The sequence below is a fragment of the uncultured Amphritea sp. genome, assembly GCF_937127095.1.
In the GTDB taxonomy this organism is placed as follows: Bacteria; Pseudomonadota; Gammaproteobacteria; order Pseudomonadales; family Balneatricaceae; genus Amphritea.
The window spans coordinates 80,679-105,152 of the sequence record NZ_CAKZLP010000008.1; the positions used below are offsets into that span (position 1 = coordinate 80,679).

20 protein-coding genes are annotated in these 24,474 nt (G+C 51.7%); 18 read left to right on the plus strand and 2 right to left on the minus strand.

All coding sequences use genetic code 11. The annotated features are described in order from the left end of the window. Positions 1-32 precede the first annotated feature (32 nt). Both Q0499_RS01560 and map read right to left on the minus strand, forming a co-directional pair. Positions 33-2,723, minus strand: a complete 2,691-nt coding sequence (locus tag Q0499_RS01560) for a [protein-PII] uridylyltransferase (RefSeq protein ID WP_299195281.1) — start codon at positions 2,721-2,723, stop codon at positions 33-35. 23 nt (positions 2,724-2,746) lie between these two features. Then, positions 2,747-3,517 carry a type I methionyl aminopeptidase gene (gene map, locus Q0499_RS01565; RefSeq protein WP_299195284.1) on the minus strand — a complete coding sequence of 257 codons (771 nt, stop codon included), beginning with the start codon at positions 3,515-3,517 and terminating at the stop codon, positions 2,747-2,749. 301 nt (positions 3,518-3,818) lie between these two features. Here map and rpsB point away from each other — a divergent pair, with 301 nt between their 5' ends. The 18 genes from rpsB (at position 3,819) to Q0499_RS01655 (ending at position 24,473) form a co-directional block, all read left to right on the plus strand. Further along, positions 3,819-4,556, plus strand: a complete 738-nt coding sequence (rpsB, locus tag Q0499_RS01570; RefSeq protein WP_299195286.1) for a 30S ribosomal protein S2 — start codon at positions 3,819-3,821, stop codon at positions 4,554-4,556. Positions 4,557-4,665: 109 nt separating this feature from the next. Then, entirely contained in the window at positions 4,666-5,526 is an 861-nt protein-coding gene (tsf, locus tag Q0499_RS01575; protein WP_299195288.1) for a translation elongation factor Ts, read from the plus strand. 97 nt (positions 5,527-5,623) lie between these two features. Next, positions 5,624-6,382 (plus strand): UMP kinase, encoded by a 759-nt coding sequence (gene pyrH, locus Q0499_RS01580; RefSeq protein WP_299195290.1) that lies wholly within the window; start codon positions 5,624-5,626, stop codon positions 6,380-6,382. Beyond that, positions 6,372-6,929, plus strand: coding sequence for a ribosome recycling factor (gene frr / locus Q0499_RS01585; protein WP_299195293.1), 558 nt, complete (start codon positions 6,372-6,374; stop codon positions 6,927-6,929). Before pyrH ends, frr begins: the two co-directional genes overlap by 11 nt. A gap of 45 nt (positions 6,930-6,974) precedes the next feature. After that, positions 6,975-7,736 carry a polyprenyl diphosphate synthase gene (gene uppS, locus Q0499_RS01590; RefSeq protein WP_299195295.1) on the plus strand — a complete coding sequence of 254 codons (762 nt, stop codon included), beginning with the start codon at positions 6,975-6,977 and terminating at the stop codon, positions 7,734-7,736. Next, positions 7,729-8,541 (plus strand): phosphatidate cytidylyltransferase, encoded by an 813-nt coding sequence (locus Q0499_RS01595; RefSeq protein WP_299195297.1) that lies wholly within the window; start codon positions 7,729-7,731, stop codon positions 8,539-8,541. Before uppS ends, Q0499_RS01595 begins: the two co-directional genes overlap by 8 nt. Before the next feature lie 12 nt (positions 8,542-8,553). Continuing rightward, positions 8,554-9,906 carry a sigma E protease regulator RseP gene (rseP, locus tag Q0499_RS01600; RefSeq protein WP_299195299.1) on the plus strand — a complete coding sequence of 451 codons (1,353 nt, stop codon included), beginning with the start codon at positions 8,554-8,556 and terminating at the stop codon, positions 9,904-9,906. A gap of 29 nt (positions 9,907-9,935) precedes the next feature. Continuing rightward, positions 9,936-12,239: an outer membrane protein assembly factor BamA gene (gene bamA / locus Q0499_RS01605; RefSeq protein ID WP_299195301.1), complete on the plus strand. Its 2,304-nt coding sequence runs from the start codon at positions 9,936-9,938 to the stop codon at positions 12,237-12,239. Between the two features lie 10 nt (positions 12,240-12,249). After that, positions 12,250-12,756, plus strand: coding sequence for an OmpH family outer membrane protein (locus tag Q0499_RS01610; protein ID WP_299195303.1), 507 nt, complete (start codon positions 12,250-12,252; stop codon positions 12,754-12,756). A 7-nt stretch (positions 12,757-12,763) separates the two neighbouring features. Beyond that, positions 12,764-13,810, plus strand: a complete 1,047-nt coding sequence (lpxD, locus tag Q0499_RS01615; RefSeq protein ID WP_299195305.1) for a UDP-3-O-(3-hydroxymyristoyl)glucosamine N-acyltransferase — start codon at positions 12,764-12,766, stop codon at positions 13,808-13,810. Further along, positions 13,807-14,247, plus strand: a complete 441-nt coding sequence (gene fabZ / locus Q0499_RS01620) for a 3-hydroxyacyl-ACP dehydratase FabZ (RefSeq protein WP_299195307.1) — start codon at positions 13,807-13,809, stop codon at positions 14,245-14,247. The genes lpxD and fabZ overlap by 4 nt, the downstream gene beginning before the upstream one ends. A gap of 2 nt (positions 14,248-14,249) precedes the next feature. Next, complete coding sequence (gene lpxA / locus Q0499_RS01625) at positions 14,250-15,020, plus strand: acyl-ACP--UDP-N-acetylglucosamine O-acyltransferase (RefSeq protein WP_299195309.1); 771 nt, start codon at positions 14,250-14,252, stop codon at positions 15,018-15,020. A gap of 3 nt (positions 15,021-15,023) precedes the next feature. Then, the gene (gene lpxB, locus Q0499_RS01630; RefSeq protein ID WP_299195311.1) at positions 15,024-16,196 is read left to right on the plus strand and encodes a lipid-A-disaccharide synthase; all 1,173 of its coding nucleotides are present in this window, start codon (positions 15,024-15,026) and stop codon (positions 16,194-16,196) included. Next, complete coding sequence (rnhB, locus tag Q0499_RS01635) at positions 16,177-16,785, plus strand: ribonuclease HII (RefSeq protein WP_299195313.1); 609 nt, start codon at positions 16,177-16,179, stop codon at positions 16,783-16,785. Before lpxB ends, rnhB begins: the two co-directional genes overlap by 20 nt. A 30-nt stretch (positions 16,786-16,815) precedes the next feature. After that, a complete protein-coding gene (gene dnaE / locus Q0499_RS01640) occupies positions 16,816-20,310 on the plus strand; it encodes a DNA polymerase III subunit alpha (RefSeq protein ID WP_299195315.1) in 3,495 nt (1,164 codons plus the stop codon). A gap of 117 nt (positions 20,311-20,427) precedes the next feature. Further along, positions 20,428-21,381, plus strand: a complete 954-nt coding sequence (accA, locus tag Q0499_RS01645; RefSeq protein ID WP_299195317.1) for an acetyl-CoA carboxylase carboxyl transferase subunit alpha — start codon at positions 20,428-20,430, stop codon at positions 21,379-21,381. 74 nt (positions 21,382-21,455) lie between these two features. Then, positions 21,456-22,775 (plus strand): tRNA lysidine(34) synthetase TilS, encoded by a 1,320-nt coding sequence (gene tilS / locus Q0499_RS01650; protein WP_299195319.1) that lies wholly within the window; start codon positions 21,456-21,458, stop codon positions 22,773-22,775. A 66-nt stretch (positions 22,776-22,841) separates the two neighbouring features. Next, complete coding sequence (locus Q0499_RS01655; RefSeq protein WP_299195321.1) at positions 22,842-24,473, plus strand: CTP synthase; 1,632 nt, start codon at positions 22,842-22,844, stop codon at positions 24,471-24,473. The last annotated feature ends 1 nt before the right edge of the window (position 24,474 follow it).

A 24,474-nucleotide genomic window follows, 5' to 3' on the forward strand; every position in this document is an offset into this window, starting at 1 on the left:
TATTCATCGTCAATGTCGGTCGTCTGTGGGGTTCAGGCGGACTTACTGTATTCGTCCAGTTGCTGACAGATGGCTTGCTGTAACTTCATACAGATGTCCGGGTCGCTGATAGGGTGCCCCTGATCATCGGTGATAAAGAAAAAGTCTTCTACCCGTTCGCCAATACTGGCGATTTTTGCCTTACGTACCGAGATATCAAAATCAACAAAGATACCGCCTAAGCGAGCCAGCAGGCCTGGGCGGTCAGGGGTGATGATCTCCAGTGTGGTCAGCTGGGTGGCCGGATCGGTACTCATGTTGACCTGAGTAGGGTAAGCAAATAGTTTCATCTGGCGTGGAATGCGACGCTGAATAATGGCTGGGAAATCATCGGGATCATCCAGTTCTTCAACCAGATGTTTGCGAATGGTCTCTAGAAACGCGTCATCATCGGGCAGTGGCATGTTGTCTTCAGCCAGTACCGTATAGGTGTTTAGTGCCTGATTGTTGTCGGCCACCATAATACGGGCATCCTGGATGTTCAGGTTGAGCTGATCCAGGGCCGAGGCCGCGGCGGCGAACAGTTTTGGCAGATCGGGCATGTAGACAAATATCTCGGTCGCGCCTTCAAATGCCCGGTAAGAGGTTTTGCGAATCATCACCAGCGGCTGATCAGAATCTCCGTGTTCGAGGATCGCCTTGGTTTGCCAGGCGATATGCTGCGGTTGTTCCCGCAGGAAATAATCATCGCCCAGTAGTTTCCAGAACTCCATCACTTCATGTTCGTTAAACCCTTTACGCTGCATAATCGCCAGGGCTTCATTCTGGATCTGTTCGACCCGGTCATCTTTGTTAACCGGATTCTCCAGACCCCGACGCAAGGCCCGTTTGGTCTCGGTATACAGCTGACGCATCAGTGTGGCGCGCCAGCTATTCCAGAGACTGTGGTTGGTGGCGTTAATGTCAGCGACCGTGAGGATGTAGAGATAATCCAGGTGCACGATATCCCGAACCTGTTTGGCAAAATGCAGAATAATATCGGGGTCGGAAATATCTTTGCGTTGGGCGGTCATCGACATCAGCAGATGGTTGCGCACCAGCCACTGCACCATGTGGGTGTCCCACTTACCCAGGTGGTGACGCAGGCAGAAGGCTATCGCATCTTCTGCGCCCAGCTCAGAATGGTCGCCGCCACGGCCTTTGGCGATATCGTGATAGAGGCCGGCGATGTAGATCAGTTCGAGTTTCGGAAGCTGATTGATAATACGATAAGCGATCGGGAACTTCTCCCGTTGATCCTTATGGCGGAACTTGCGGATCTTCTGAATCACTTTCAGGGTGTGGGCGTCAACGGTATAGATATGGAACAGGTCGTGCTGCATCTGGCCGACAATGTCACCAAACTCCGGCAGGTACAGACCCAGAATGCCGAAGCGGTTCATCCGCTTCAGTTCAGTGGAGACCCCTTTTTCCTGTTTTAACAGCTCCATAAACAGCGAGGTATTACGAATATCATTTCTGAACTCGTCGTCGATCCTGTGTCTGTTATTTCTGATCAGGCGGATGGTGGACGCCCGCACCCCTTTGATCTCAGGGTTTTGCGCCAGCAGTACAAACATCTCCAGCATGGCAAATGGGTGGTGTTCAAAGACGCTCTCGTACGCCACCCGGATAAAACCGTTGTGTAGATTGAATCGATTGTTCAGCGGTTCAATTACCTGCTCTTCTTCATGGCGCAGAATAACCTCATCGAAATATTGCAGCAGCATGCCGTTGAATTCCGACATCGCTTTGGCGACCCGATAGTATTTGTTCATGAACTGCTCAACCGCCAGCGCGCCGTTCTGGTCGGTGTAGCCGAACAGGTCTGCCAGGCTGCGCTGATGGTCGAACAGCAGGCGGTCTTCGCGGCGCTGGCCGAGCATGTGCAGGGCGTAGCGAACTGTCCAGAGGTATAGCTCGCCTTTATTCAGGGTGTCCAGTTCCAGCTCGGTGAGGAAGCCGTGATCCACCAGGTCGCGGATATAGGTGGCACCAAAGTGTCGTTTCGCCACCCAGCCAATGGTCTGCAGGTCCCGCAGTCCTCCCGGGGAGTTCTTCAGGTTTGGCTCAAGATTGTACTCGGTGTCATTGGTTTTATCGTGACGACCGTTTTGTTCGTTAACCTTGGCGAGGAAGAACTCTTTATCGGTCCAGGCGCCCTCGGAGGTTACCCGCAGGTACATCTGAATATGCAGGTCGGCATTGCCCACCAGTGGACGTGATTCAATCAGGTTGGTGGCGATGGTGATATCGTTTTGCGCTTCGTCATAGCACTCATCAATGGTGCGTACGCTGGAGCCGATATCCAGATTGATATCCCAGAGCAGGGTGAGAAAACCGCTGATGCTGTCCTGCACTTCGCTGTCACTGATGTTGTCCAGCAGAATCAGAATGTCTACATCGGAGCGGGGATGAAGTTCCCCGCGGCCATAGCCTCCGACAGCCATCAGACAGAAATGTTTTGTCGCAGGCCATTCAAACAGGTTCCAGGCTTGCAGCAGTAGCTGATCGATTAGCCAGGCCCGACCGTAGATCAGTTTGCGGATATCTTCCCCGTCCCGAAAGCGGGCATCCATCTTTTCCTGGGCTGCTTTCAGTGCATTTTTGAAAACGGGTATGGGAGATTTTGATTCCGCCAGAGCAGCCGTAAAGTCACTGGCTGAAAAGAGCGTTTCATCGGCAGCAAAAGCGGTGTGCGACATGGATTGTCCCCGTCAGCAGTAGGTTAGAATACTTCATCCTTGCGTTTGGTCAGCGCTTCATAACCGACAGCTGTTACCAGAATCGTGTGTTCCCATTGAGCAGAGAGTCGTTTATCGGCAGTTTCCACCGTCCAGCCGTCCCGTTTCAATAGTTTGACATGGCGTTTACCCGCGTTAATCATCGGCTCGATGGTAAAACACATCCCTTCCAGCAGCTCAACGCCGGTGCCGGGTTTGCCATAGTGCACCACCTGAGGGTCTTCATGAAAGCCGATGCCGATGCCGTGGCCGCAGTATTCACGTACCACTGAATAATGATGCGACTCGGCATGTTGTTGAATGACATAACCGATATCACCCAGGCGAGCGCCGGGTTTGACCAGTTCCATACCTTTGTACAGGCATTCCTGAGTGATTTCGCACAACCGCTGCGCGTGGGGTGGGACGTTACCAACATAGAACATCTGGCTGGTGTCGCCGTGGTAACCATCGTGGATGACAGTGATATCAATATTGATAATATCGCCGTTTTTCAGGGGTTTGTCATTGGGGATGCCATGGCAGACAACGTGGTTAACCGAGGTGCAGATTGATTTTGGAAAACCGTGGTAGTTCAGTGGTGCAGGAATCACTTTCTGTTCATTGACCATATAGTCGTGGCAGAGTGTGTTGAGCTCTTCTGTGGTGACGCCCGGCTTAACGAAAGGGGCAATCATTTCCAGTACTTCCGCAGCCAGGCGGCCGGCGACGCGCATTTTTTCGATCTCTTCCGGCGTTTTGATAGTAATGCTCATATAAACCCTTAAAATTGTAAGCCTTTGGGGCGAAAGACAATATAGTGTAAACAGTTAACCGATTGTAGCGAATTTAGGGACTAAGAACAAAACACTGAGGATAAATAGATTATAATTGCTGCTTCAAAACAAAGGCGGTTTGTGGTATAAAATCGCGCTCGAAATTTATGTTTGTAAACATTTGTGTTTTAAAACTCAAATTTCATAAATCCACACATGTTACCGACACATCTCCTTGGGTGCCGCTTGCGGTTGGGAGCTGGGGTGCATGGACGTCTAACCCTATACTTAGGAAAATATAATGGCAAAAGTTACAATGCGTGACCTGCTGAAAGCAGGTGTTCACTTCGGTCACCAGACCCGTTACTGGAATCCGAAAATGGGTAAATACATTTTCGGTGCTCGTAATAAGATTCATATCATCAACCTGGAACACACTCTTCCAGCACTGAACGGTGCCCTGGATGTAGTTGCGGGCATGGCTGTCAACAAGAACAAGATTCTGTTCGTTGGTACTAAGCGTGCTGCCAGCAAAACCATCAAAGAAGAAGCACTGCGTGCGAATATGCCGTACGTTAACCATCGCTGGTTGGGTGGTATGCTGACTAACTACAAGACTATCCGTCAGTCTATCCGTCGCTTCCGTGATCTGGAAGTACAGAGCCAGGATGGTACTTTCGCTCAGCTGACTAAGAAAGAAGCTCTGATGCGTCAGCGTGAGATGGAAAAGCTGGAACTGTCTATCGGCGGTATCAAGGATATGGGTGGTCTGCCAGACGCACTGTTTGTTGTTGACGTTGATCACGAGCGTATCGCTATCAACGAAGCTAACAAGCTGGGTATCCCTGTTATCGGTATCGTTGATACTAACAGCAACCCTGATGGCGTTGACTACGTTATTCCGGGCAACGACGACGCTTTGCGTGCCATTCAGATCTACGTTAAAGCGATTGCTGATGCATGCTCTGAAGGTACTGAAGTTGAAGCGGGTGAAAAGAGCGAATTCGTTGAAGTTGAAAACGACGCTGCTGCTGAGTAATCAGACTGTCAAGCGGTTTGAATAGACTATTCAGACACGCTGGAGGGGAGCTGAGTTGCTCCCCTTTTTTTGAATTTGAATCAATAGACTGTTAATGGGGTAAAACCAAATGGCAAACTTCTCCGCTACGCAGGTAAAAGAACTGCGCGATCGTACCGGTCTGGGTATGATGGAGTGTAAGAAAGCGCTGGCTGCTGCTGATGGCGATGTAGATCTGGCGATCGAAGAGCTGCGTAAAGCATCAGGTATGAAAGCCGCTAAGAAAGCGGGCCGTACCGCTGCTGAAGGTATCGTTGTCGTTAAAATCGCTGATGACAACAGCTTTGCTGTTGCAGTAGAAATTAACTCTGAGACTGACTTCGCTGCCCGCGATGGCAACTTCACCTCCTTTGCTAACACTGTGCTGGAAAAGGCGTTTGCTGATAAGCAGACCGATGTTGCAGCATTGATGGCGGGTGAACTGACCGATGTGCGTGATGCGCTGGTACAGAAAATCGGCGAAAACATCAGTGTTCGTCGTGTCATGATCGTAGAAGGCGAGATGGTTGCTGCCTATGTTCACAGTACCGGCACCTTGGCTGCTCTGGTTGCGCTGAATGGTGGTAACGCTGAGCTGGCTAAAGATGTTGCGATGCACGTAACTGCGGTTAACCCACAGGTGGTTAGCCCGGAAGATATGCCTGCTGATGTAGTTGCTAAAGAGAAAGAGATCATCCTGGCACAGCCTGATATGGCGAGCAAGCCTGCTGAGATCGCTGAGAAGATGGTGGTTGGCCGGATCAACAAGTTCCTGGCTGAAAATAGCCTGACAGAACAGGCTTTTGTTAAAAACCCTGATGTTAAAGTGGGTCAGCTGGTTAAAGATGCAGGCGCTTCTGTTGCATCATTTATCCGCATTGAAGTAGGTGAAGGTATCGAAGTTGAGCACAAAGACTTCGCTGCTGAAGTTGCTGAGCAGTTGAAAGGTTAAAAACTGATCCTGCGCAGATTGCGTACCTGTTCTGGGTGCGCAATCTATTTTTTTCTTGTTACACTGTTCGAACTCATTCCGGGTGGAGACGATAGCGATGCCTGCCTCACATAAGCATTCCAAGTACAAACGTATACTTCTCAAGTTAAGTGGCGAAGCCCTGATGGGCGAAGCTAATTTCGGCATCGACCCTAAAGTGTTAAACCGGATGGCGCTGGAAATAGGCCAGCTGGTGGGTATAGGTGTTCAGGTCGGTATGGTTATTGGCGGTGGCAACCTGTTCCGTGGAGCGGCATTGAGTGCTGCGGGCCTGGATCGGGTGACCGGCGACCATATGGGTATGCTGGCAACCGTTATGAATGCGTTGGCGATGCGTGATGCCCTGGAACGTTGTAATATTGCTACCCGGGTCATGTCTGCTATTCCGATGCGCGGTGTGGTAGATGATTATGACCGGCGTAATGCGGTCCGTTACCTGGCTCAGGGTGACGTTGTGATTTTTTCTGCGGGTACCGGTAACCCGTTTTTTACTACTGACTCAGCCGCGTGTCTGCGGGGCATCGAGATCGATGCGGATGTAGTAATTAAAGCCACCAAAGTTGATGGTGTGTATACCGCAGATCCGATGAAGGACCCTTCTGCTAAGCGATATCGCCATCTGACATTTGATGAGGCGCTGGATAAGCAGCTGGGCGTAATGGATCTGACTGCAATCTGTCTGGCCCGTGACCACGATATGCCGGTCCGGGTTTTCAATATGAACAAACCAGGTGCGCTTGCCAACCTGATTGTTGGTAGCGACGAAGGAACCGTCATTGATAATAATGAGACGGTAGGAGAGATATATGCTGAATGAGATAGCGAAAGATGCCCAGGAACGCATGGGTAAAAGTCTTGATGCTTTGGCGACCAATCTGAAGAAGATTCGCACCGGTCGTGCACATCCGAGTATTCTGGAAACCGTATATGTAAATTACTATGGTTCCCCTGTACCGCTGAGTCAGGTAGCAAACATCAGTGTTGAAGATGGTCGTACTCTGTCCATCTCTCCATGGGAGTCAAACCTTGTCCCGGATATCGAAAAGGCGATTATGAAGTCTGATCTGGGTCTTAACCCGTCGACTGCTGGTGCGGTGATTCGTGTGCCGATGCCTGCGCTGACCGAAGAAACCCGTAAAGGCTATATTCGTCAGGCGCGTGCCGAAGCTGAGAATGGCCGGGTTTCTATCCGTAATATTCGCCGGGATGCAAACGGCGATATCAAAGATCTCCTGAAAGAGAAAGAGATTACCGAGGATGACGCGCATCGCGGTGAAGACCAGATTCAGAAGCTGACCGATAAGTTTATTGCTGATGTTGATCAGCTGCTTGTGGCCAAAGAATCGGACCTGATGGAAATTTGAAGGGAATAGCCGGTGGCTTGTTAACAGCAGCTATCGGCATCTGATATGTCTGAAAAATTACAGCTCAGTTTGCCTGCGGGAAGATCTGTACCACGTCATATTGCGATCATTATGGATGGTAATAACCGCTGGGCGAAAAAACATGGAAAGGGAAGTCTGGCCGGGCATCGCGCCGGTGTGGACAGTGTCCGCAGTGTGGTGCAAGGATGTGCTGAGCTGGGTGTAGAAGTGTTGACGCTGTTTGCCTTTAGTAGCGAAAACTGGCAGCGACCTCCCCTGGAAGTTAAAGGGTTGATGGAGCTGTTTGCGCTGGCACTGGATCGTGAAGTAAAAAAGCTTCATAAGCACAATATTCGCTTGCGCGTTATCGGTGATACGAGTCGCTTCAGTAGCTCGTTACAGAAAAAGATCGATAAAGCGGAAGCGCTGACAGCGGGTAATACGGGCCTTATGGTGAATGTGGCCGCTAACTACGGTGGTCGCTGGGATATAGTTGAAGCGGCCCGGCGTTTTGCCCAGGGCTGTGTAGACGGGAGTTTTACCCCGGAACAGCTGGACGCTGATCTGCTCGGGTCGATGGTCTGTCTGAGTGATCTGCCTGCGCCGGATCTGTGTATCCGAACTGCGGGTGAGCAGCGCATCAGTAACTTCCTGATCTGGCAGATGGCTTACAGTGAATACTTCTTCAGTGACCTATTGTGGCCCGACTTTAATAAGTATGCACTGGGAGCCGCGATTCAAAGCTACGCCACACGCGAGCGCCGTTTTGGTAAAACCAGTGAACAGATAGAGGCTGAGAATGCTTAAACAGAGGGTATGGACTGCCGTCCTGTTAGCTCCGTTAGTTTTGGCGGGGCTGTTCCTCTCCAGTGTTGATGTGTTTAAACTGTTTGTTGCTGCCATTGTTCTTTTTGGTGCCTGGGAATGGGCTAATCTGTCGGGCCTGAGTCTCCCCACTGTACGTTTTGCATATACCTCGTTTATTGCAGCGCTCATTGCGGCGCTTAATTACTATTCCCCGGATGCGGCGTTTAGTGGCTTTCTTATGTTAGCGGTAGTGTTCTGGCTACTGGCTGCGTTCTGGGTCGTACGCTATCCTGCCGCTAGTGGCTGGCAGACTATCTGGCAGCGTGCTCTGATCGGTATTCTGGTGCTTGCTTCCAGCTGGATGGCGCTGGTCAGTCTGCACCATCATCCCCGGGGAGATACTTTGTTGCTGATGTTGCTGCTTCTGGTTTGGGGAGCTGATATCGGTGCTTATTTTGCAGGTAAAACCTGGGGGCGGGCTAAACTTGCGCCTAACGTCAGTCCTGGTAAAACCCGGGCAGGGCTGTGGGGCGGCCTTGCCTCTTGCGCAGCAATCTCCTTCTGTTTTGTTATCTATCTTGAACTTGATCTGCTTACCGGAGTCTATCTGTTGCTATTAGCGATGGTTGCCGGACTGGCCTCTGTGCTGGGTGATCTGTTTGAGAGTATGTTGAAGCGTCATCGCGGCATTAAAGACAGTAGTCGGCTGCTCCCCGGTCATGGTGGAGTGTTGGATCGGATAGACAGTATTACTGCTGCAGGGCCCGTGTTTGTGATGGGTGTGCAGTTGTTAGCGATTAGCTGATTCTGAGGAAAGATGGATATTATAAATACCGTATTAGCACTGATCGTCACTCTGGGTATTCTGGTGACGATTCATGAATATGGACACTTCTGGGTGGCCCGGCGTTGCGGTGTCAAAGTTTTACGTTTTTCGGTTGGTTTTGGTAAGCCCCTGATTCGCTGGCGAGACCGGCGGGATACTGAGTTCGTTATCGCCATGATTCCCCTGGGTGGTTATGTGTCCATGCTGGATGAGCGCGAAGCTGATGTTGCGCCGGAACTACTGGATCAGGCCTTTAACCGCAAGTCGGTGTTGCAGCGGATTGCGATTGTTGCTGCGGGACCTGTGGTTAACCTGCTGTTTGCGGTGTTAGTGTATTGGGGGATGCTGGTCTCCGGCGTGGAAAAAGTAGTTCCGGTGATTGGTAGCATTACCCCGGATAGCGTTGCGGAGCAATCCGGGTTGCAGCCAGGGTATGAGGTTCTTTCTGTTGCCGGGCGTGAAACGCACTCCTGGGATGATGTTAACCTTGCGTTGGCGGCCTATCTCGGTGAGTCAGTAGTGGTGCCAGTTACGCTGCGTCAGGGTGCTAACGGTCTGAGGCAGAATTACGAGTTGAATCTGACTGGTTGGCATTTTGATCCTGAAGCGCAAAGTCCTCTGTCAGCGCTGGGTATTCAGCCATACCGTCCCGTGTATCCGTCGGTGATCGGGCAGGTCGTCGAGGAGGGTGCCGCGGGTAAGGGTGGGTTGCTAGCCGGAGACCGGGTTATCGCCGTAGATGGCCGGCCGGTGTCAGAGTGGATTCAATTGGTTGATATTGTTCGCCAGAGCCCCGGTAAGGCGCTTCAGTTTGACGTGGAGCGCAACAGTCAGCGACTTACGCTAACGATTACGCCGGATGCGAAGCCGGAAGTGACCGCTACGGTTGGTTATATCGGTGCCGGTGTTGCGCCGGTTGAGTGGCCAGCAGAGATGCTGCGGGATGTTCGGTATGGTGTTATCGAGTCAATCGGCGGTGCGTTCTCTAAAACCTGGCAGATGATTAGCCTGACTCTGGATTCTATCTGGAAAATGCTCGAAGGCGTGTTATCCGTAAAAAACTTGAGTGGGCCGATAACCATTGCTAAAGTGGCAGGCGCTTCTGCTGCCTCTGGTGTTGAGGCGTTTGCCGGATTTCTGGCATATCTGAGTATCAGTCTCGGTATTCTTAATCTGCTACCGATCCCTATGCTGGATGGTGGACATCTGCTGTATTACGCAGTGGAGTTGCTAAGGGGACGGCCGGTATCTGAAAAGGTGCAGATGGTCGGGTTGAAAATCGGGATGGCAATTTTGTTTTCGCTTATGGGCGTCGCTATTTTTAATGATCTGATGCGACTTTAAATTATCTATTTCAATATAAGAACCAGTTCATGAAGATCAGAATCGGACTTCTCTTTTCCCTGGCACTGTTTTCGGCGGTTGTTGGTGCGCAATCATTCACTGTGGAAGACGTGCGTCTGGAAGGGCTGCAGCGTGTCGAGCCCGGCCTGGTGCTGCGTAACCTTGATATTGATTCGGGGCAGAGCGTTGATCAGGGCGAAATCGCTGAGGCTACACGGCGGGTGTTCCGTACCGGTTATTTTGACGATATCCGTATTGCCCGTGATGGTAATGTGCTGATCGTTAAGGTTCAGGAGCGTCCGGCTGTCAGTCTCATCCGTCTTGACGGGAATAAGGTGCTGGACGATAAAGTTTTGCTGGATGGTCTGAAACAGAATGGTCTGCGTGAAGGCGATGTCTTTAAGCGGGCAACGCTGGAAAAAATCCGCCAGGACCTGCTACGTATGTATGCGGGGCAGGGTCGTTATGGCGCCGCTATCGACGCTGAGGTTGAGACGCTTTCAGAGAATCGCGTTGCCCTGAATATCGATATTAAAGAGGGTAAGGTTGCCACAATTCAGCATATTAATATTGTCGGTAATACGGTGTTCACCGATGCAGATCTGAAAGATGGTTTTTCTCTCAAGCTGCCGGGTTTCTGGGATTTCTTCAGTGACTCTGATAAGTATGCCCGGGAAAAACTGGCGGGCGACCTCGAGCGACTGCGCTCATACTACCTTGACCGGGGTTATATCAATTTCACCATCGATTCATCTCAGGTCTCTTTGTCTCCGGATAAAAAGCACGTATATATTACTGTCAGTGTGACTGAGGGTGAGAAGTTCTCCGTTGGCAGCGTAGCTGTTGCCGGCGATCTGGTAATTGATGAGCAGGAGTTGCTGGATGCGATAACGGTTGTCGAAGGGGCTACTTTTTCGCGTCGCGACATGACTGAATCACAGGATGCACTGATTCGAAAGCTGGGCGATAAGGGGTATCTGTTTGCCAATGTCAGCCCGGTGCCTAAGATTAATGACGATAATACCGTTAATCTGCAGTTCTTTATTGCACCCGGAAATCTGACCTATGTGCGCCGTATCTCGATAAAAGGCAACACTAAAACCGCCGATGTCGTGGCCCGGCGTTCAATGTCTCAGGTCGAGGGTGGTCTTGTGTCCTCCGCGGCCATCGAGCGATCCAAGCAGCGTATTGCCCAGACCGGTTATTTTAAAGATGTGAATGTGGAAACTGCGTCGGTACCGGGTACGGATGATCAGGTGGATCTGGAATACAGTGTTATCGAAGACAATACCGGTAACTTCTCTGCCAGTGTGGGCTTTTCCCAGACCAGTGGCGCAATCCTCAACCTGAGTGTCGAGCAGGATAACTTCCTCGGTTCCGGTAACAGCGTCGGCTTTGGTGTTACACAAAGTGATACCATCACCGAATACAAGTTCAGCTATGTTGAACCCTACTATACGGTTGATGGCGTCAGTCGCGGCTATAACATCTATTCCCGCGAAACCAACTATGATCAGGAAAACGTCAGTAACTACTCGACTGATACTCTGGGTGCAGGGGTTAACTTCGGATATCCAATGGATGATTATCAGCGCCTCAATTTCGGTCTGAACTATGAAGGGATCAAGGTTAAGCCCTCGACTGATGTTTCAGCGGAGGTGACCGACTATCTCGCAGAGGAGGGGGACAATTTCAATATTTTCAACGTTCAGTTCAGCTGGAGTGATAATCACCTGAACCGGAAAATCTTCCCTACTGAGGGCTACTCTCAAAGTGCTTCGATTGAGATAGGGATTCCCGGTAGCGATCTGTCTTATCACAAAGAGCAGTACAAGGGGCGTATCTATTACCCTTTGACAGAAGATAAAGAGGGTCTTATTGGCTCGCTGAGAGGTCGACTTGCTTTTGCGGGTAAGCTGGGAGATAACGCCTACCCGTTCTTTAAGAACTACTATAGCGGCGGTTTGAGTTCAGTACGCGGATTTAAATCCAACTCGCTGGGTCCCAGAGATTCACAGGCTGACCCTTTTGGCGGGAATGTTGCTGTTGATATGAGCGCTGAGCTTATCTTCCCGGTCCCCTTTATTAAAGACTCAAGTTCAATGCGTACCCTGCTATTTGTCGATGCCGGTAACGTTTTTTTAACAGAGTGTCCTACCAGTAACAGCTGTGATAGCGGTATTAAATTTGACGAACTGCGTTACGCTGCCGGTTTTGGATTCAGTTGGCTGACCCCGATCGGGCCGATCTCAATTGCACTGTCTAAGGCGCTAAATGCAACAGATACAGACGATGAGCGGTTCTTCGAATTTGCTCTTGGACGAACTTTCTAAGGAGAAAACAATGCTTCGACCAACTATGTTTCGATCACTGATACTTATCGCAGGGCTGGTATTCAGCTTCAATGCAATGGCTGAGAAAGTGGTTGCGCTCAGCGTGCAACAGGCTTTGCTGACCAGTAAAGCTGCGGATGCATTCCGTGAGAAGCTCAAGTCAGAGTTCAGCAGCGAGCAAAAGCAACTTATCGACCTGGAAGCTCAGGCGAAAAAGATTCAGGACGATATTAAAAAAGGCCAGGGCACTCAGTCTAAGGAAGTTCAGGATCAGCAGCGTGTGCAGTTTCAGAAAGCCTATGGCGAATATCAGCGTTTAGGGCAAGAGTTACAGCAGAAACAACGCCTGCGTGAAGACGAGTTTCTGAAAGAGATGCGGCCCAAACTGGATACAGTTATTCGTGGTCTGATCGAGACAGAGGGCTATGATATGGTGGTCAGCAAACAAGCGACCATCTTTGCAAAGCCTGAGCTGGATATTACTGCAAAGGTTGTTGAACTGCTGAATAAGCAGTAAACGACCGATGGCGAAACCTTCTTTTACTGTTGCTGAGCTGGCTAGCCTGCTTGGGGCTGAAACGGTTACTTCAGATTGCCTGATCGAGGGTATAGGGACATTACAGTCGGCTACTGAAAAGCAATTGTCATTTCTACACAATGGGCGTTATCAGCAGCAGCTGCAGGCCTCCCGGGCCGGTGCTGTTCTGGTGCGGGCTGAGCATCGTAACGACGTAGCTTCGATTGCTCTGGTGGTTGCAGACCCTTACATTGCTTATGCACGGGCAACCGCGTTGTTTTGTCAGCAGCAGACGACTGAGGTAGCAGCTATCAGTCTTTCCGCAGAGATCAGTACATCGGCGGTGTTAGCGGATAATGTAACTATAGGCGCACATGCGGTTATCGGTGATGATGTGAAGATCGCATCCGGTGTGACGATTGGCGCTAACAGTGTTATTGGCCCCGGCAGTGTGATCGGTGAAAACACCCGTATCGCTGCCAATGTTACGCTGTACAGCGAGGTCAGGGTGGGGGCATTATGCGTTATCCACAGCGGTGCAGTGATCGGCGCCGATGGCTTTGGTTTTGCCAATGATGATGGCCAATGGTTGAAAATTCATCAGTTGGGTGGCGTTAGAATTGGTGACCGCGTTGAGATCGGTGCAGGTACCACCATCGATCGTGGGGCGCTGGATGATACAATTATTGGCGATGGTGTCATACTCGACAATCAGATTCAGGTCGGTCATAACGTTAATATTGGCGATAATACGGCAATCGTTGCCTGTACCGCCATTGCTGGTAGCACCCGCATAGGAAAAAATTGTACTATCGCGGGTGCTGTCGGTATTGCCGGGCATCTGACGATCGCAGATGGTACGCATATCACCGCGATGACGCTCGTTAGTAAATCGATATTGCAGCCGGGAGTTTACTCTTCCGGAACGGCTATGGAGCCGCATCAGCAGTGGAAACGTAATGTGGTGAGATTTCGTCAGTTAGATGAGCTGTCTCGTCGGGTTAAATGTTTAGAACATATTGTAAAGCAGCATACTGAAGGTCAGCCTGAATGATGATGGATGTAAAAGAGATCCGCAAATATTTACCTCACCGTTACCCCTTCCTCCTGGTAGACCGGGTGGTTGAGCTGGTGCCGGGTGAGTCGATCGTCGCCTATAAAAACGTCACTGTGAATGAAAACTTCTTTAATGGCCACTTTCCGGATCATCCGGTTATGCCGGGTGTACTGATTGTTGAGGCGATGGCGCAGGCTGCCGGAATTCTTGGCTTTAAAACCATGGATAAGACGCCTGAAGATGGCTCAATTTATTATTTCGTCGGTTCTGATAAAGTACGCTTTAAGCGTCCTGTCGTGCCAGGTGACAGACTTCAGTTGGAAGCCACTATCGTTTCTGAAAAGCGTGGTATCTGGAAGTTTGATGTTCGTGCTACAGTTGACGGAGAGCTGGCAAGCTCGGCAACTATTCTTTGTGCAGATAGAAAGGTCTAATTTTGATCCACTCCAGCGCCATTATTGACCCGTCTGCCCGCCTGGCTGATGATGTTGAGGTGGGTCCCTGGACGGTTATCGGCCCCGATGTAGAGGTCGGTCCCGGGACTAAAATTCATTCTCACGTTGTTATCAAGGGGCCGACTAAAATCGGTTCACGTAACCATATTTATCAGTTCGCCAGTATCGGTGAAGACTGTCAGGATAAAAAGTATAACGGTGAGCCTACACAGCTGCAGATCGGGGATTACAATGTCTTCCGTGAGGGCTGTACCGTGCACCGGGGTACGATCCAGGATAACAGTATTACTGTTATTGGCAGTCATAACCTGTTTATGGCGAATGTTCATGTAGCCCACGATTGCATCGTTGGCGATAACAATATTCTGGCTAATAACTGCGCCCTTGCAGGGCATGTTCACCTGGGAGATTTTATTATCCTGGGTGGCTTTACCGCTGTGCATCAGTTCTGTCTGATCGGTTCTCACAGTATGTGTGGTGCCGGTAGTGTGGTGCTCAAGGATATTCCTGCATTTGTCATGTCTAATGGCAACAGCGCTCAGCCGCATGGCATCAATGCTGAGGGGCTGAGGCGGCGCGGTTTTTCTGCGGCGGCAATTCAGAATATCAAGCGTGCTTATAAAATCATCTATCGTCAGGGTTTGAAGCTGGATGAGGCGATAGCTGAGCTTGAGCCGCTGGTGCTTGAAACGCCGGAGCTTAAGCTGTTGTCTGATTCCCTCAAAGCCTCCACCCGGGGCATCATCCGTTAGGGTATGAGTACCCTGCGCATTGGTATCGTAGCAGGTGAAGCATCCGGAGATATTCTGGGTGCTGGCCTGCTGGCAGAACTCAGACAGCGTTTTCCTGATATTGAGATTGAGGGGATTGGCGGTGAGCTGATGCAGGCCGAGGGCTGCGACAGTCTCTATCCTATGGAACGTCTATCCGTAATGGGGCTGGTTGAAGTGCTTGGCAGGCTGAGAGAGTTGCTGGGGATTCGTAAATCGCTGGTGTCCCGCTTTTGTCAGCATCGCCCGGATATTTTTATCGGTATCGATTCTCCCGACTTTACCCTGAATCTGGAAGGTAAACTCCGTGTTGCAGGTATTCCGACGGTGCACTATGTTAGTCCATCGGTCTGGGCCTGGCGCAGTAAACGGGTGTTTAAAATCCTCAAAACAACTGATCTGATGCTCACCCTGTTCCCGTTTGAAGCTCAGTTTTATGAGCAACATGCGATGCCGGTTGAGTTCGTTGGCCATCCGTTGGCGAATATGATTCCCCTTGAACCGGATCAGCCAGGTGCCCGGTCCGATCTGGATCTGCCCCATGGGCAGCGCATTGTCGCGCTGATGCCCGGCAGTCGCGGCGGCGAGTTGAAATATCTGGCAGAACCTTTCCTGGATACCGCGCGCTGGTTGTTGAAGCGCAACTCTGATCTTGTCTTTGTGATGCCGGCGGCCAATCAGGAGCGTTTTGATCATTTACGTGCGCTGATCGATAGCCGTTACAGTGATCTGCCTATAAAACTGGTGTTGAAGCGTTCGCGGGAGGTTTTGACCGCTGCGGACGCGGTGTTGATCGCCTCGGGTACCGCGACCCTTGAAGCATTATTGCTGAAAAAGCCGATGGTGGTGGCATACCGGATGGCTCCGATTACCTATAAAATCATCTCCCGCTTGCTCAGTAGTAAATATATATCCCTGCCGAATCTGCTGGCAGATGCGCCTTTAGTGCCTGAAATCCTGCAGAATGAAGTGCGCCCTGAGGTGTTGGGGCCAGCGATTGAGCAGGCATTGATAGACAGTGATGAGCAGAGCGCGTTAAAACAGCGCTTTTACGAGATCCATCTGCAGTTACGACAGGATGCCAGTAAAAAAGCGGCCGATGCGATCGTTCAATTGCTGCAATCCCGCGGGAGGCTGAGTGAAGACGCTGGGGTTTGATTTTGCCGCGGAGCGGTTGATTGCCGGTGTCGATGAGGTGGGGCGCGGCCCTTTGATTGGCAATGTCGTTGCTGCTGCGGTTATTCTCGATCCGGCTAAGCCGATCAGCGGTCTGACCGACTCGAAGAAACTCAGCGAGAAAAAGCGTGAACAGCTTTTTCCGCTGATTCAGGAGAATGCTCTTGCCTGGTCTATCGCCTGGGCGACACCTGAAGAGATCGATGAACTGAACATCCTGCATGCCACCATGCTGGCGATGCAGCGCGCCGTTAATCAGCTTAAAGTTGTGCCTCAGTTTGCCCTGATTGATGGCAATCGTTGCCCTCCCGGTTTGCCCTGTCCTTCCGAGGCGATTGTTAAGGGTGATCTGAAAGAACCCGCCATCAGTGCCGCATCAATTCTGGCAAAGGTGTATCGTGATCGGGAGATGGCCGAGCTGGATAAGCGTCACCCGGGCTATGGTTTTGCCCAACATAAAGGCTATCCCACCGCGCTGCATATGGAAAAATTGCGTCTTTTAGGCCCGCTGCCAGAACACCGACGCAGCTTCAGGCCCGTTGCAGAGTTACTCTCTGTTAATAGCCTTTAATAACGAACTTAACTGAATAAACGAGCTGAAATGACTGACCCGGCATTTGTACATCTTCGACTACATACAGAGTATTCACTGGTCGATGGACTGGTGCGTATTAAAGAGCTGGTTAATGTTGCCAAAGATCAGCAGATACCTGCCATTGCGATTACCGATCAGGTAAACCTGTTTGCTCTGGTTAAGTTCTTCAAAGCGACCACCGGTGCGGGTATCAAACCTATTTTTGGTGCAGATATCTGGATCGAAAATGAGACCGACCCGGAAGCAACGCCTCACCGGATGACGCTGCTCGCGATGAATGAGCAGGGTTACCGTAACCTGATGGAGCTGATCTCGCTGGCCTACGAAAAAGGTCAGAATATCCAGCCGGAACTGGCGCTGCTGAAAAAGAGCTGGATCGCTGAACGCTCACAGGGTCTGATTGCTCTGTCGGGTGCCAAAGATGGCGAAATCGGACGGGCACTGGCGGATAACGACTCTGCCAGAGCCGTGCTGGACGCGTGGCAAAAGGTGTTTCCTGATCGTTTCTATCTGGAGATTCAACGCACCGGACGTCCCGGAGATGAGAGCTGTGTACATGCGTCGGTTCAACTGGCCCATGAGTCCGGCTGCCCGCTGGTCGCCACCAATGAGGTGATGTTTCTCCGGCCCGAAGATTTCGAAGCCCATGAGGTGCGGGTCTGTATCAACCAGGGTCGAACCCTTGAAGACCCCCATCGGCCGAAGAACTACACCGAACAGCAGTATCTGCGCACCGCTGAAGAGATGGCTGAGTTGTTCAGTGATATCCCTTCTGCAATTGAAAATACCGTTGAGATCGCTAAACGCTGTAACGTTCAGCTGGATCTTGGCACCTACTATCTGCCGAAGTACCCCATCCCGGCCGGGATGACGATGGATCAGTTTTTTGCCGATGTTTCCTGGAAGGGGCTGGAAGAACGTCTGGAGATTCTGCTGGACAAAGATGACCCGGACTATGCAGAAAAACGCCGTCCCTATGAGGAACGACTGCGGTTTGAGCTGGATATCATCACCCAGATGGGTTTCCCCGGTTACTTCCTGATCGTCATGGACTTTATCCAGTGGGGCAAGGATAACGGCGTACCCGTCGGACCTGGGCGGGGTTCAGGTGCGGGTTCACTGGTCGCCTATGCGCAGAAGATTACCGATCTTGATCCGCTGGAATACGACCTGCTGTTCGAACGCTTCCTGAACCCGGAACGGGTATCGATGCCCGACTTCGATATCGACTTCTGTATGGATAACCGTGACCGGGTCATTGATTACGTCGCCGAGACCTATGGCCGGGATGCGGTATCCCAGATCGTCACCTTCGGTACCATGGCGGCAAAAGCGGTTGTGCGTGACGTTGCCCGGGTGCAGGGCAAAGCGTTTGGTCTGGCGGACCGGCTCTCTAAGCTGATCCCCTTTGAAGTGGGTATCACTCTCTCCCGGGCGATGGTTGAAGAGCCGCTGATGAAGGAGTTCGTCGATTCCAGCGAAGAGGCTCAGGAGATCATGGAGATGGCCCTCAAGCTGGAGGGTCTCACCCGTAACGTCGGTAAACATGCCGGTGGGGTGGTGATTGCACCGACTAAACTGACCGATTTCTCGGCAACCTACTGTGATGAGTTTGGTCACGGCCTGGTGACCCAGTTCGATAAGAGCGATGTCGAGGAAGCCGGACTGGTTAAGTTCGACTTTTTGGGGCTGCGTACACTAACCATCGTTGACTGGGCGGTGAAAACCATCGATAGGATCCGGGCGAAAAATGGCGAAGAGCCGTTGAATATCGCGTTGATTGATCTGGAAGATAAAGCCACCTTTGAGCTGCTTAAATCCGCCGAAACCACCGCGGTGTTCCAGCTTGAATCCAGTGGTATGAAAGATCTGGTTCGCCGCCTTAAGCCTGACCGCTTTGAAGACATTGTGGCACTGGTAGCGCTGTTCCGTCCCGGCCCGCTGCAATCAGGCATGGTGGATGACTTTATTCTGCGTAAGCATGGTCAGGCAGAACTCGCCTATCCGCATGCAGATTATCAGCTGGACAGTCTGCAACCGGTGCTGGAGCCCACCTACGGTATTATCCTGTACCAGGAACAAGTTATGCAGATCGCCCAGGTGATGGCCGGTTACACCCTCGGTGGTGCCGACATGCTTCGTCGGGCGATGGGTAAGAAAAAGCCGGAGGAGATGGCGAAGCAGCGCAGCTCCTTTATGGAGGGCTCTGCAGCTAACGGCATCGACCCCGATCTGGCAGGCAACATCTTTGATCTGGTAGAAAAATTTGCCGGTTACGGCTTTAACAAATCCCACTCAGCTGCCTATGCGCTGGTTTCCTATCAGACCGCCTGGCTGAAAGCACACTACCCCGCGCCGTTTATGGCGGCGGTGCTCTCCTCAGATATGCAGAACACCGATAAGGTGGTGATCTTTATCGAAGAGTGTCGCACCATGAAGTTGCCGCTGGTGCTCCCGGACGTTAACTGGGGTGAATATATGTTCACTGTTAACGACAAGGGTGAGATTGTATACGGCCTGGGCGCTATCAAGGGAGTCGGTGAAGGCCCGATTGAGGCGATTGTTGAGGCGCGTAATCAGGGCGGACATTTCAAGGATATCTTTGATTTCTGCAAACGGGTGGGCAGTAAAAAACTCAATAAGCGGGTGCTGGAAGCGTTAGTGCGCTCCGGTGCGCTGGACCATGTGGGGCCGGACCGTGCCCAGCTATGGGCCTCTATCGGCGAAGCATTGAAAGCGGCTGATCAGTCTGAGCGCAATCAGAGCGCCGGCATGTTTGATCTGTTTGGTGATGTCGAGGCGGAAGAGCCGCGCGATCCTTACGCTGAGTATATGAAGCTGAGGCGCTGGACCGATAAAGAGCGTTTGCAGGGCGAGAAAGACACCCTGGGGCTCTATGTTACCGGTCATCCGATTGATGAGTATGAGTCGGAGCTGCCTAACTTTATCACCCGGCGGATCGTGGAACTGGTGCCACAGCGGGGTCAGCAGCAGAAGATGCTGGGCTTAGTGGTGGATGTACGCGTTAAGAAAACTAAAAAGGGTGATTCGCTCTGTTTTGTCACTCTGGACGACCGCACCTCCCGCATTGAGGTATCGCTGTTTGGTGAAGCCTACGATGAATACCGCACCATGCTTAATAAAGACTCAATACTGCTGATTGAGGGCGAGATCACCATCGATAGTTACTCCGGCACCGACAAGCTCAAAGTGCGCGGCAATAAGGTGACTGATATCACTCAGTGCCGCGCGCGTTATGGTCGTCATATCGAGATTGATTGTCAGGATACACAGTTGAAAGAGCGGTCGCTGAAGGCCTTTGGTGAGCTTCTGGCTGCACATAAAGGCAGTGTGAAGATGCCGGTGGCGCTGCGATATAGCAGTAATAATGCCTCAGCGACACTCTGTCTGGGTGAGGCGTGGCAGGTGCAGCCGACGGATGATCTGCTGATCAAACTTAAGGATCAGTTTGGTGGTGATGCGGTCAGGATTCGCTACTGATCAGGGTGGTTCTTAGTTGCTACACAGGGTAGAATTAGGCCAAATTTTATCGTCGGCTGATCTTTAGTTGCTACTGTGTCCCGGCCGGAACGAAGCAAACTTACGGAATATCAATACATGAATCCCAATTATCTGGATTTTGAACAGCCAATTGCAGACCTGGAAGCCAAGATTGAAGAGCTGCGTCTGGTTGGTGATGACAATGAGCTGAATATTGAGGAAGAGATTTCCAAGCTGCAGGCTAAAAGCCGTTCGCTGACCAAATCTCTTTTCAGTGACCTGAGTGAGTGGCAGATCTCCCAGATCGCCCGCCATCCGCGACGTCCCTATACGCTTGATTATGTGAAGCTAATTTTCGACGAGTTTGAAGAGATTCATGGTGACCGTCATTTTGCGGATGACCGTGCGCTGGTCGGCGGTATTGCCCGTCTGGAAGGTCGTCCGGTGATGGTGATTGGCCATCAGAAGGGCCGCGAAGTGAAAGAGAAAGTGCGTCGTAATTTCGGTATGCCGCGTCCTGAAGGGTACCGTAAGGCGCTGCGCCTGATGGAGATGGCTGAGCGTTTTAAGATGCCGATCCTGACCTTTATTGATACTCCGGGGGCCTACCCTGGCATCGATGCAGAGGAACGTGGTCAGTCGGAAGCGATCGCTTTCAACCTGGCGGCAATGTCTCGCTTGAATACGCCGATTATCGCGACCGTTGTGGGTGAAGGTGGTTCTGGAGGCGCCCTGGCTATCGGTGTCTGTGATGAGCTGATGATGCTGCAATACGCTACCTATTCAGTTATCTCTCCGGAAGGTTGTGCCTCCATTCTGTGGAAGAGTGCAGACCGTGCACCGGATGCTGCTAAAGCGATGGGTCTGACCTCAGATCGTCTGCACGCGCTGGGCCTGGTGGATCAGATTGTTGATGAGCCGCTGGGCGGAGCCCACCGTGATCACGGTCTGATCGCTGCGAATCTGAAAAAACATCTGTTGGAAACGCTGGATCGACTCAGCGAGATTGAGCCGGAAGAGCTCATTGAACGACGTTATCAGCGTCTTATGTCCTACGGCATCAGCCAGTAATATCGGAACCGTCGGCTACCCCGGCGGTTTTTTTTGTCTGCCAGCAGAGTTAAACACTGCTATAAGTAAGCTACATGAAAGACCTTCAGTCCCACTTCAATCAGCAGCTTGATAATCGATCCGGTACGGTGACGCGCTGGGTGATCGGTTTGAGTGGTGGGCTGGATTCCGTCGTTTTACTTCACCTGGCTGCCAGAGCACTCCCGGCCGACCGGATATTGGTGGTCAATATCGATCACCAGTTACAGACTCCGTCAGCGCAGTGGAGCGCCTTCTGTGGTCGCTTAGCCAATACGCTCAACCTCCCCTTTAGAAGTGAAAAAGTCGTTGTCGATGGCTCGGCCAGCCTTGAACGGGCGGCACGTCGTGCGCGTTATCAGGCGTTTGAGAATATTCTGCAATCGGGGGATTGTCTGTTGCTGGCTCATCACCTGGATGATCAGGCGGAAACCATGTTGTTTCGTCTGTTGCGGGGTGCCGGTGTGCGCGGTCTTGCCGGTATTCCTGAACGTCGGTCGTTGGGTCGGGCAGAGCTGTTCCGGCCGTTGCTGTCGGTGTCCCGGCAGCAGCTCATGGCGTGGGCTGAAGCTGAGCAGCTGGAATGGATTGAAGACCCGAGTAATACCGACTTGAGTTATGATCGTAACTACCTGCGTCATGCTGTATTGCCCCTGTTGCAGGCCCGCTGGCCGGGTTTCTCTCAGCGCTGGTCGGATACCGCTCGTTACATGGAAGAAGCAGAGCAGTTACACCACGATCTCGCTGAGATGGACAGTGCGTCCGTCTCTAAAGACGGTGGGCTGTGCTGCGAAGCGTTGATGCGGTTGAGTCAGCCACGCAGAAACAATCTGCTGCGTTTCTGGTTGCGTCGGGCAGGGGTTGCTGTCGGTGAGCGTCAGATTCTGAGTATCATTAAGCTGATCGCTGCAGCTGATGATCGGCAGCCGATTGTTACGCTGGGAGAGGTGAAATTGCGTCGCTATCAGGGAGTGTTGCTGCTACAACCCGATGAATCAGTGTTTGAGTGGGGTGGTCGGCCCCTGACGCTGGCAGGCGAAGTGACTGTTCAGGGCTGTCTGGTTGTTAATTCTGATCTCGATGGTGCGGGGTTGAAATCATTGTCAGGTGTGACCCTGCGTAACCGTCGTGACGGGGATCGTTGCAAGCCGGTAGGGCGGGGTGGTTCATGCAGTTTGAAGAAGGTTTTTCAGGAACTCCGTGTTCCCGTCTGGCAACGAAGCTCATGGCCGGTCTGTGTGGTTGGTGATGAGATTGTTGCTTTGCCGGGGATCTGTATCTGCGAAGGTTGGCAGAGTGAAAAAAAAGGCAGTGGTTTTGCAGTGAATTGGCAGCCAACTGCATTGTCTGTGCGGGGTGATTCTGATACCCTGTAGCCCCATCTTTAGTAGCTGTTTTCGGAACAGCTCGACTCACTTTTCACGACCAGACACAGGTTCCCCATGACGCGATATATTTTCGTCACAGGTGGTGTTGTTTCCTCATTGGGGAAAGGCATCGCATCCGCATCACTCGCAGCAATACTTGAAGCCCGGGGGCTGAAAGTGACTATGCTGAAACTGGATCCCTATATCAACGTAGATCCGGGGACCATGAGCCCGATCCAGCATGGTGAAGTATTTGTTACCGAAGATGGTGCCGAAACTGACCTGGACCTAGGGCACTACGAGCGTTTCATTCGTACGACGATGTCCAAACGCAATAACTTTACGGCAGGCCGTGTCTATCAGCATGTGCTGCGTAAAGAGCGTCGTGGTGATTATCTGGGTGGTACGGTTCAGGTTATTCCTCATATTACTGATGAGATCAAACGTCGGGTACTGGAAGGTTCCGGCGATGCGGATATCGCCCTGGTAGAGATCGGTGGCACCGTAGGTGACATCGAGTCCCTGCCGTTTATGGAAGCGGTGCGTCAGCTGCGGGTTGAGCTGGGTGCCCGCCGGGCGATGTTTATGCACCTGACGCTGGTGCCCTATATTGCGACTGCCGGTGAGATTAAGACCAAACCATCACAGCACTCGGTCAAAGAGTTGCGGTCGATCGGTATTCAGCCGGATATTCTGGTATGTCGTTCTGATTTTGCGCTGCCGATATCTTCGCGCCGCAAGCTCTCCCTGTTTACCAACGTTGAAGAACGTGCGGTTATCTCTTTGCCGGATGCAGACTGCATCTACCGTATCCCGCGGATGCTGAGTGAACAGAAACTGGATCAGATTGTTATCGAACAGTTTAATCTGGAGTGCCCACCTGCTGATCTGAGTGAATGGGATCGGGTGTCCGATGCCAAGCTGAACCCTCATCGTGAAGTGACTATCGCGATGGTTGGCAAATATATGGAGCTGCTGGATGCCTATAAATCGCTGATCGAAGCGATCACCCATGCGGGCATCGCGCTGCGTACCAAAGTGAACATCATCTACATTGATTCTGAACAGATTGAGCGTGATGGTGTCGACCTGCTGAAGGATGTATCGGCAGTTCTGGTGCCCGGTGGTTTTGGTGAACGCGGTGTCGAAGGAAAAATTGCAGCGGTTAAATATGCCCGGGAGAACAAGGTGCCTTATCTGGGTATCTGTCTGGGTATGCAGGTGGCGGTGATTGAATATGCCCGCCATGTGGCCGGTATTGCCGATGCCAGCAGTACTGAGTTTGATGCGAATACGCCTTCACCGCTGGTGGGTCTGATCACTGAGTGGATGACCGAAGAGGGCGCCAAAGAGATTCGTGGATATAAGGATGATCTGGGCGGCACTATGCGTCTGGGTGCTCAGGGATGTACGCTGAAAGAGGGCACTAAAGCCTATCAGGCGTACGGTTCAACTGAGATCAAAGAGCGTCATCGTCATCGTTATGAAGTTAACAACAACTATGTTCCTCAGCTTGAAGCGGCTGGCCTGATTATTTCCGGTCGCTCTGTTGATGGCGAGCTGGTTGAAGTGGTGGAAGCGCCGGACCATCCGTGGTTTGTTGCCTGTCAGTTCCATCCTGAATTTACCTCTACCCCGAGGGATGGTCACGGTTTGTTCACCGGTTTCATTGAAGCCGCGCTGGCCTATCAAGACCTCGAAAAATAAA

Bases quoted from the DNA above. Each gene is read 5' to 3' on its own strand.
- pyrH (WP_299195290.1), top strand. From the start codon at position 5,624: ATGCCTGCCTCACATAAGCATTCCAAGTACAAACGTATACTTCTCAAG.
- rseP (WP_299195299.1), top strand. From the start codon at position 8,554: ATGGATATTATAAATACCGTATTAGCACTGATCGTCACTCTGGGTATT.
- Q0499_RS01560 (WP_299195281.1), bottom strand. From the start codon at position 2,723: ATGTCGCACACCGCTTTTGCTGCCGATGAAACGCTCTTTTCAGCCAGT.
- fabZ (WP_299195307.1), top strand. From the start codon at position 13,807: ATGATGATGGATGTAAAAGAGATCCGCAAATATTTACCTCACCGTTAC.
- tilS (WP_299195319.1), top strand. From the start codon at position 21,456: ATGAAAGACCTTCAGTCCCACTTCAATCAGCAGCTTGATAATCGATCC.
- Q0499_RS01595 (WP_299195297.1), top strand. From the start codon at position 7,729: ATGCTTAAACAGAGGGTATGGACTGCCGTCCTGTTAGCTCCGTTAGTT.
- dnaE (WP_299195315.1), top strand. From the start codon at position 16,816: ATGACTGACCCGGCATTTGTACATCTTCGACTACATACAGAGTATTCA.
- frr (WP_299195293.1), top strand. From the start codon at position 6,372: ATGCTGAATGAGATAGCGAAAGATGCCCAGGAACGCATGGGTAAAAGT.
- lpxB (WP_299195311.1), top strand. From the start codon at position 15,024: ATGAGTACCCTGCGCATTGGTATCGTAGCAGGTGAAGCATCCGGAGAT.
- lpxD (WP_299195305.1), top strand. From the start codon at position 12,764: ATGGCGAAACCTTCTTTTACTGTTGCTGAGCTGGCTAGCCTGCTTGGG.
- bamA (WP_299195301.1), top strand. From the start codon at position 9,936: ATGAAGATCAGAATCGGACTTCTCTTTTCCCTGGCACTGTTTTCGGCG.
- rpsB (WP_299195286.1), top strand. From the start codon at position 3,819: ATGGCAAAAGTTACAATGCGTGACCTGCTGAAAGCAGGTGTTCACTTC.
- accA (WP_299195317.1), top strand. From the start codon at position 20,428: ATGAATCCCAATTATCTGGATTTTGAACAGCCAATTGCAGACCTGGAA.
- Q0499_RS01610 (WP_299195303.1), top strand. From the start codon at position 12,250: ATGCTTCGACCAACTATGTTTCGATCACTGATACTTATCGCAGGGCTG.
- Q0499_RS01655 (WP_299195321.1), top strand. From the start codon at position 22,842: ATGACGCGATATATTTTCGTCACAGGTGGTGTTGTTTCCTCATTGGGG.
- uppS (WP_299195295.1), top strand. From the start codon at position 6,975: ATGTCTGAAAAATTACAGCTCAGTTTGCCTGCGGGAAGATCTGTACCA.
- map (WP_299195284.1), bottom strand. From the start codon at position 3,517: ATGAGCATTACTATCAAAACGCCGGAAGAGATCGAAAAAATGCGCGTC.
- tsf (WP_299195288.1), top strand. From the start codon at position 4,666: ATGGCAAACTTCTCCGCTACGCAGGTAAAAGAACTGCGCGATCGTACC.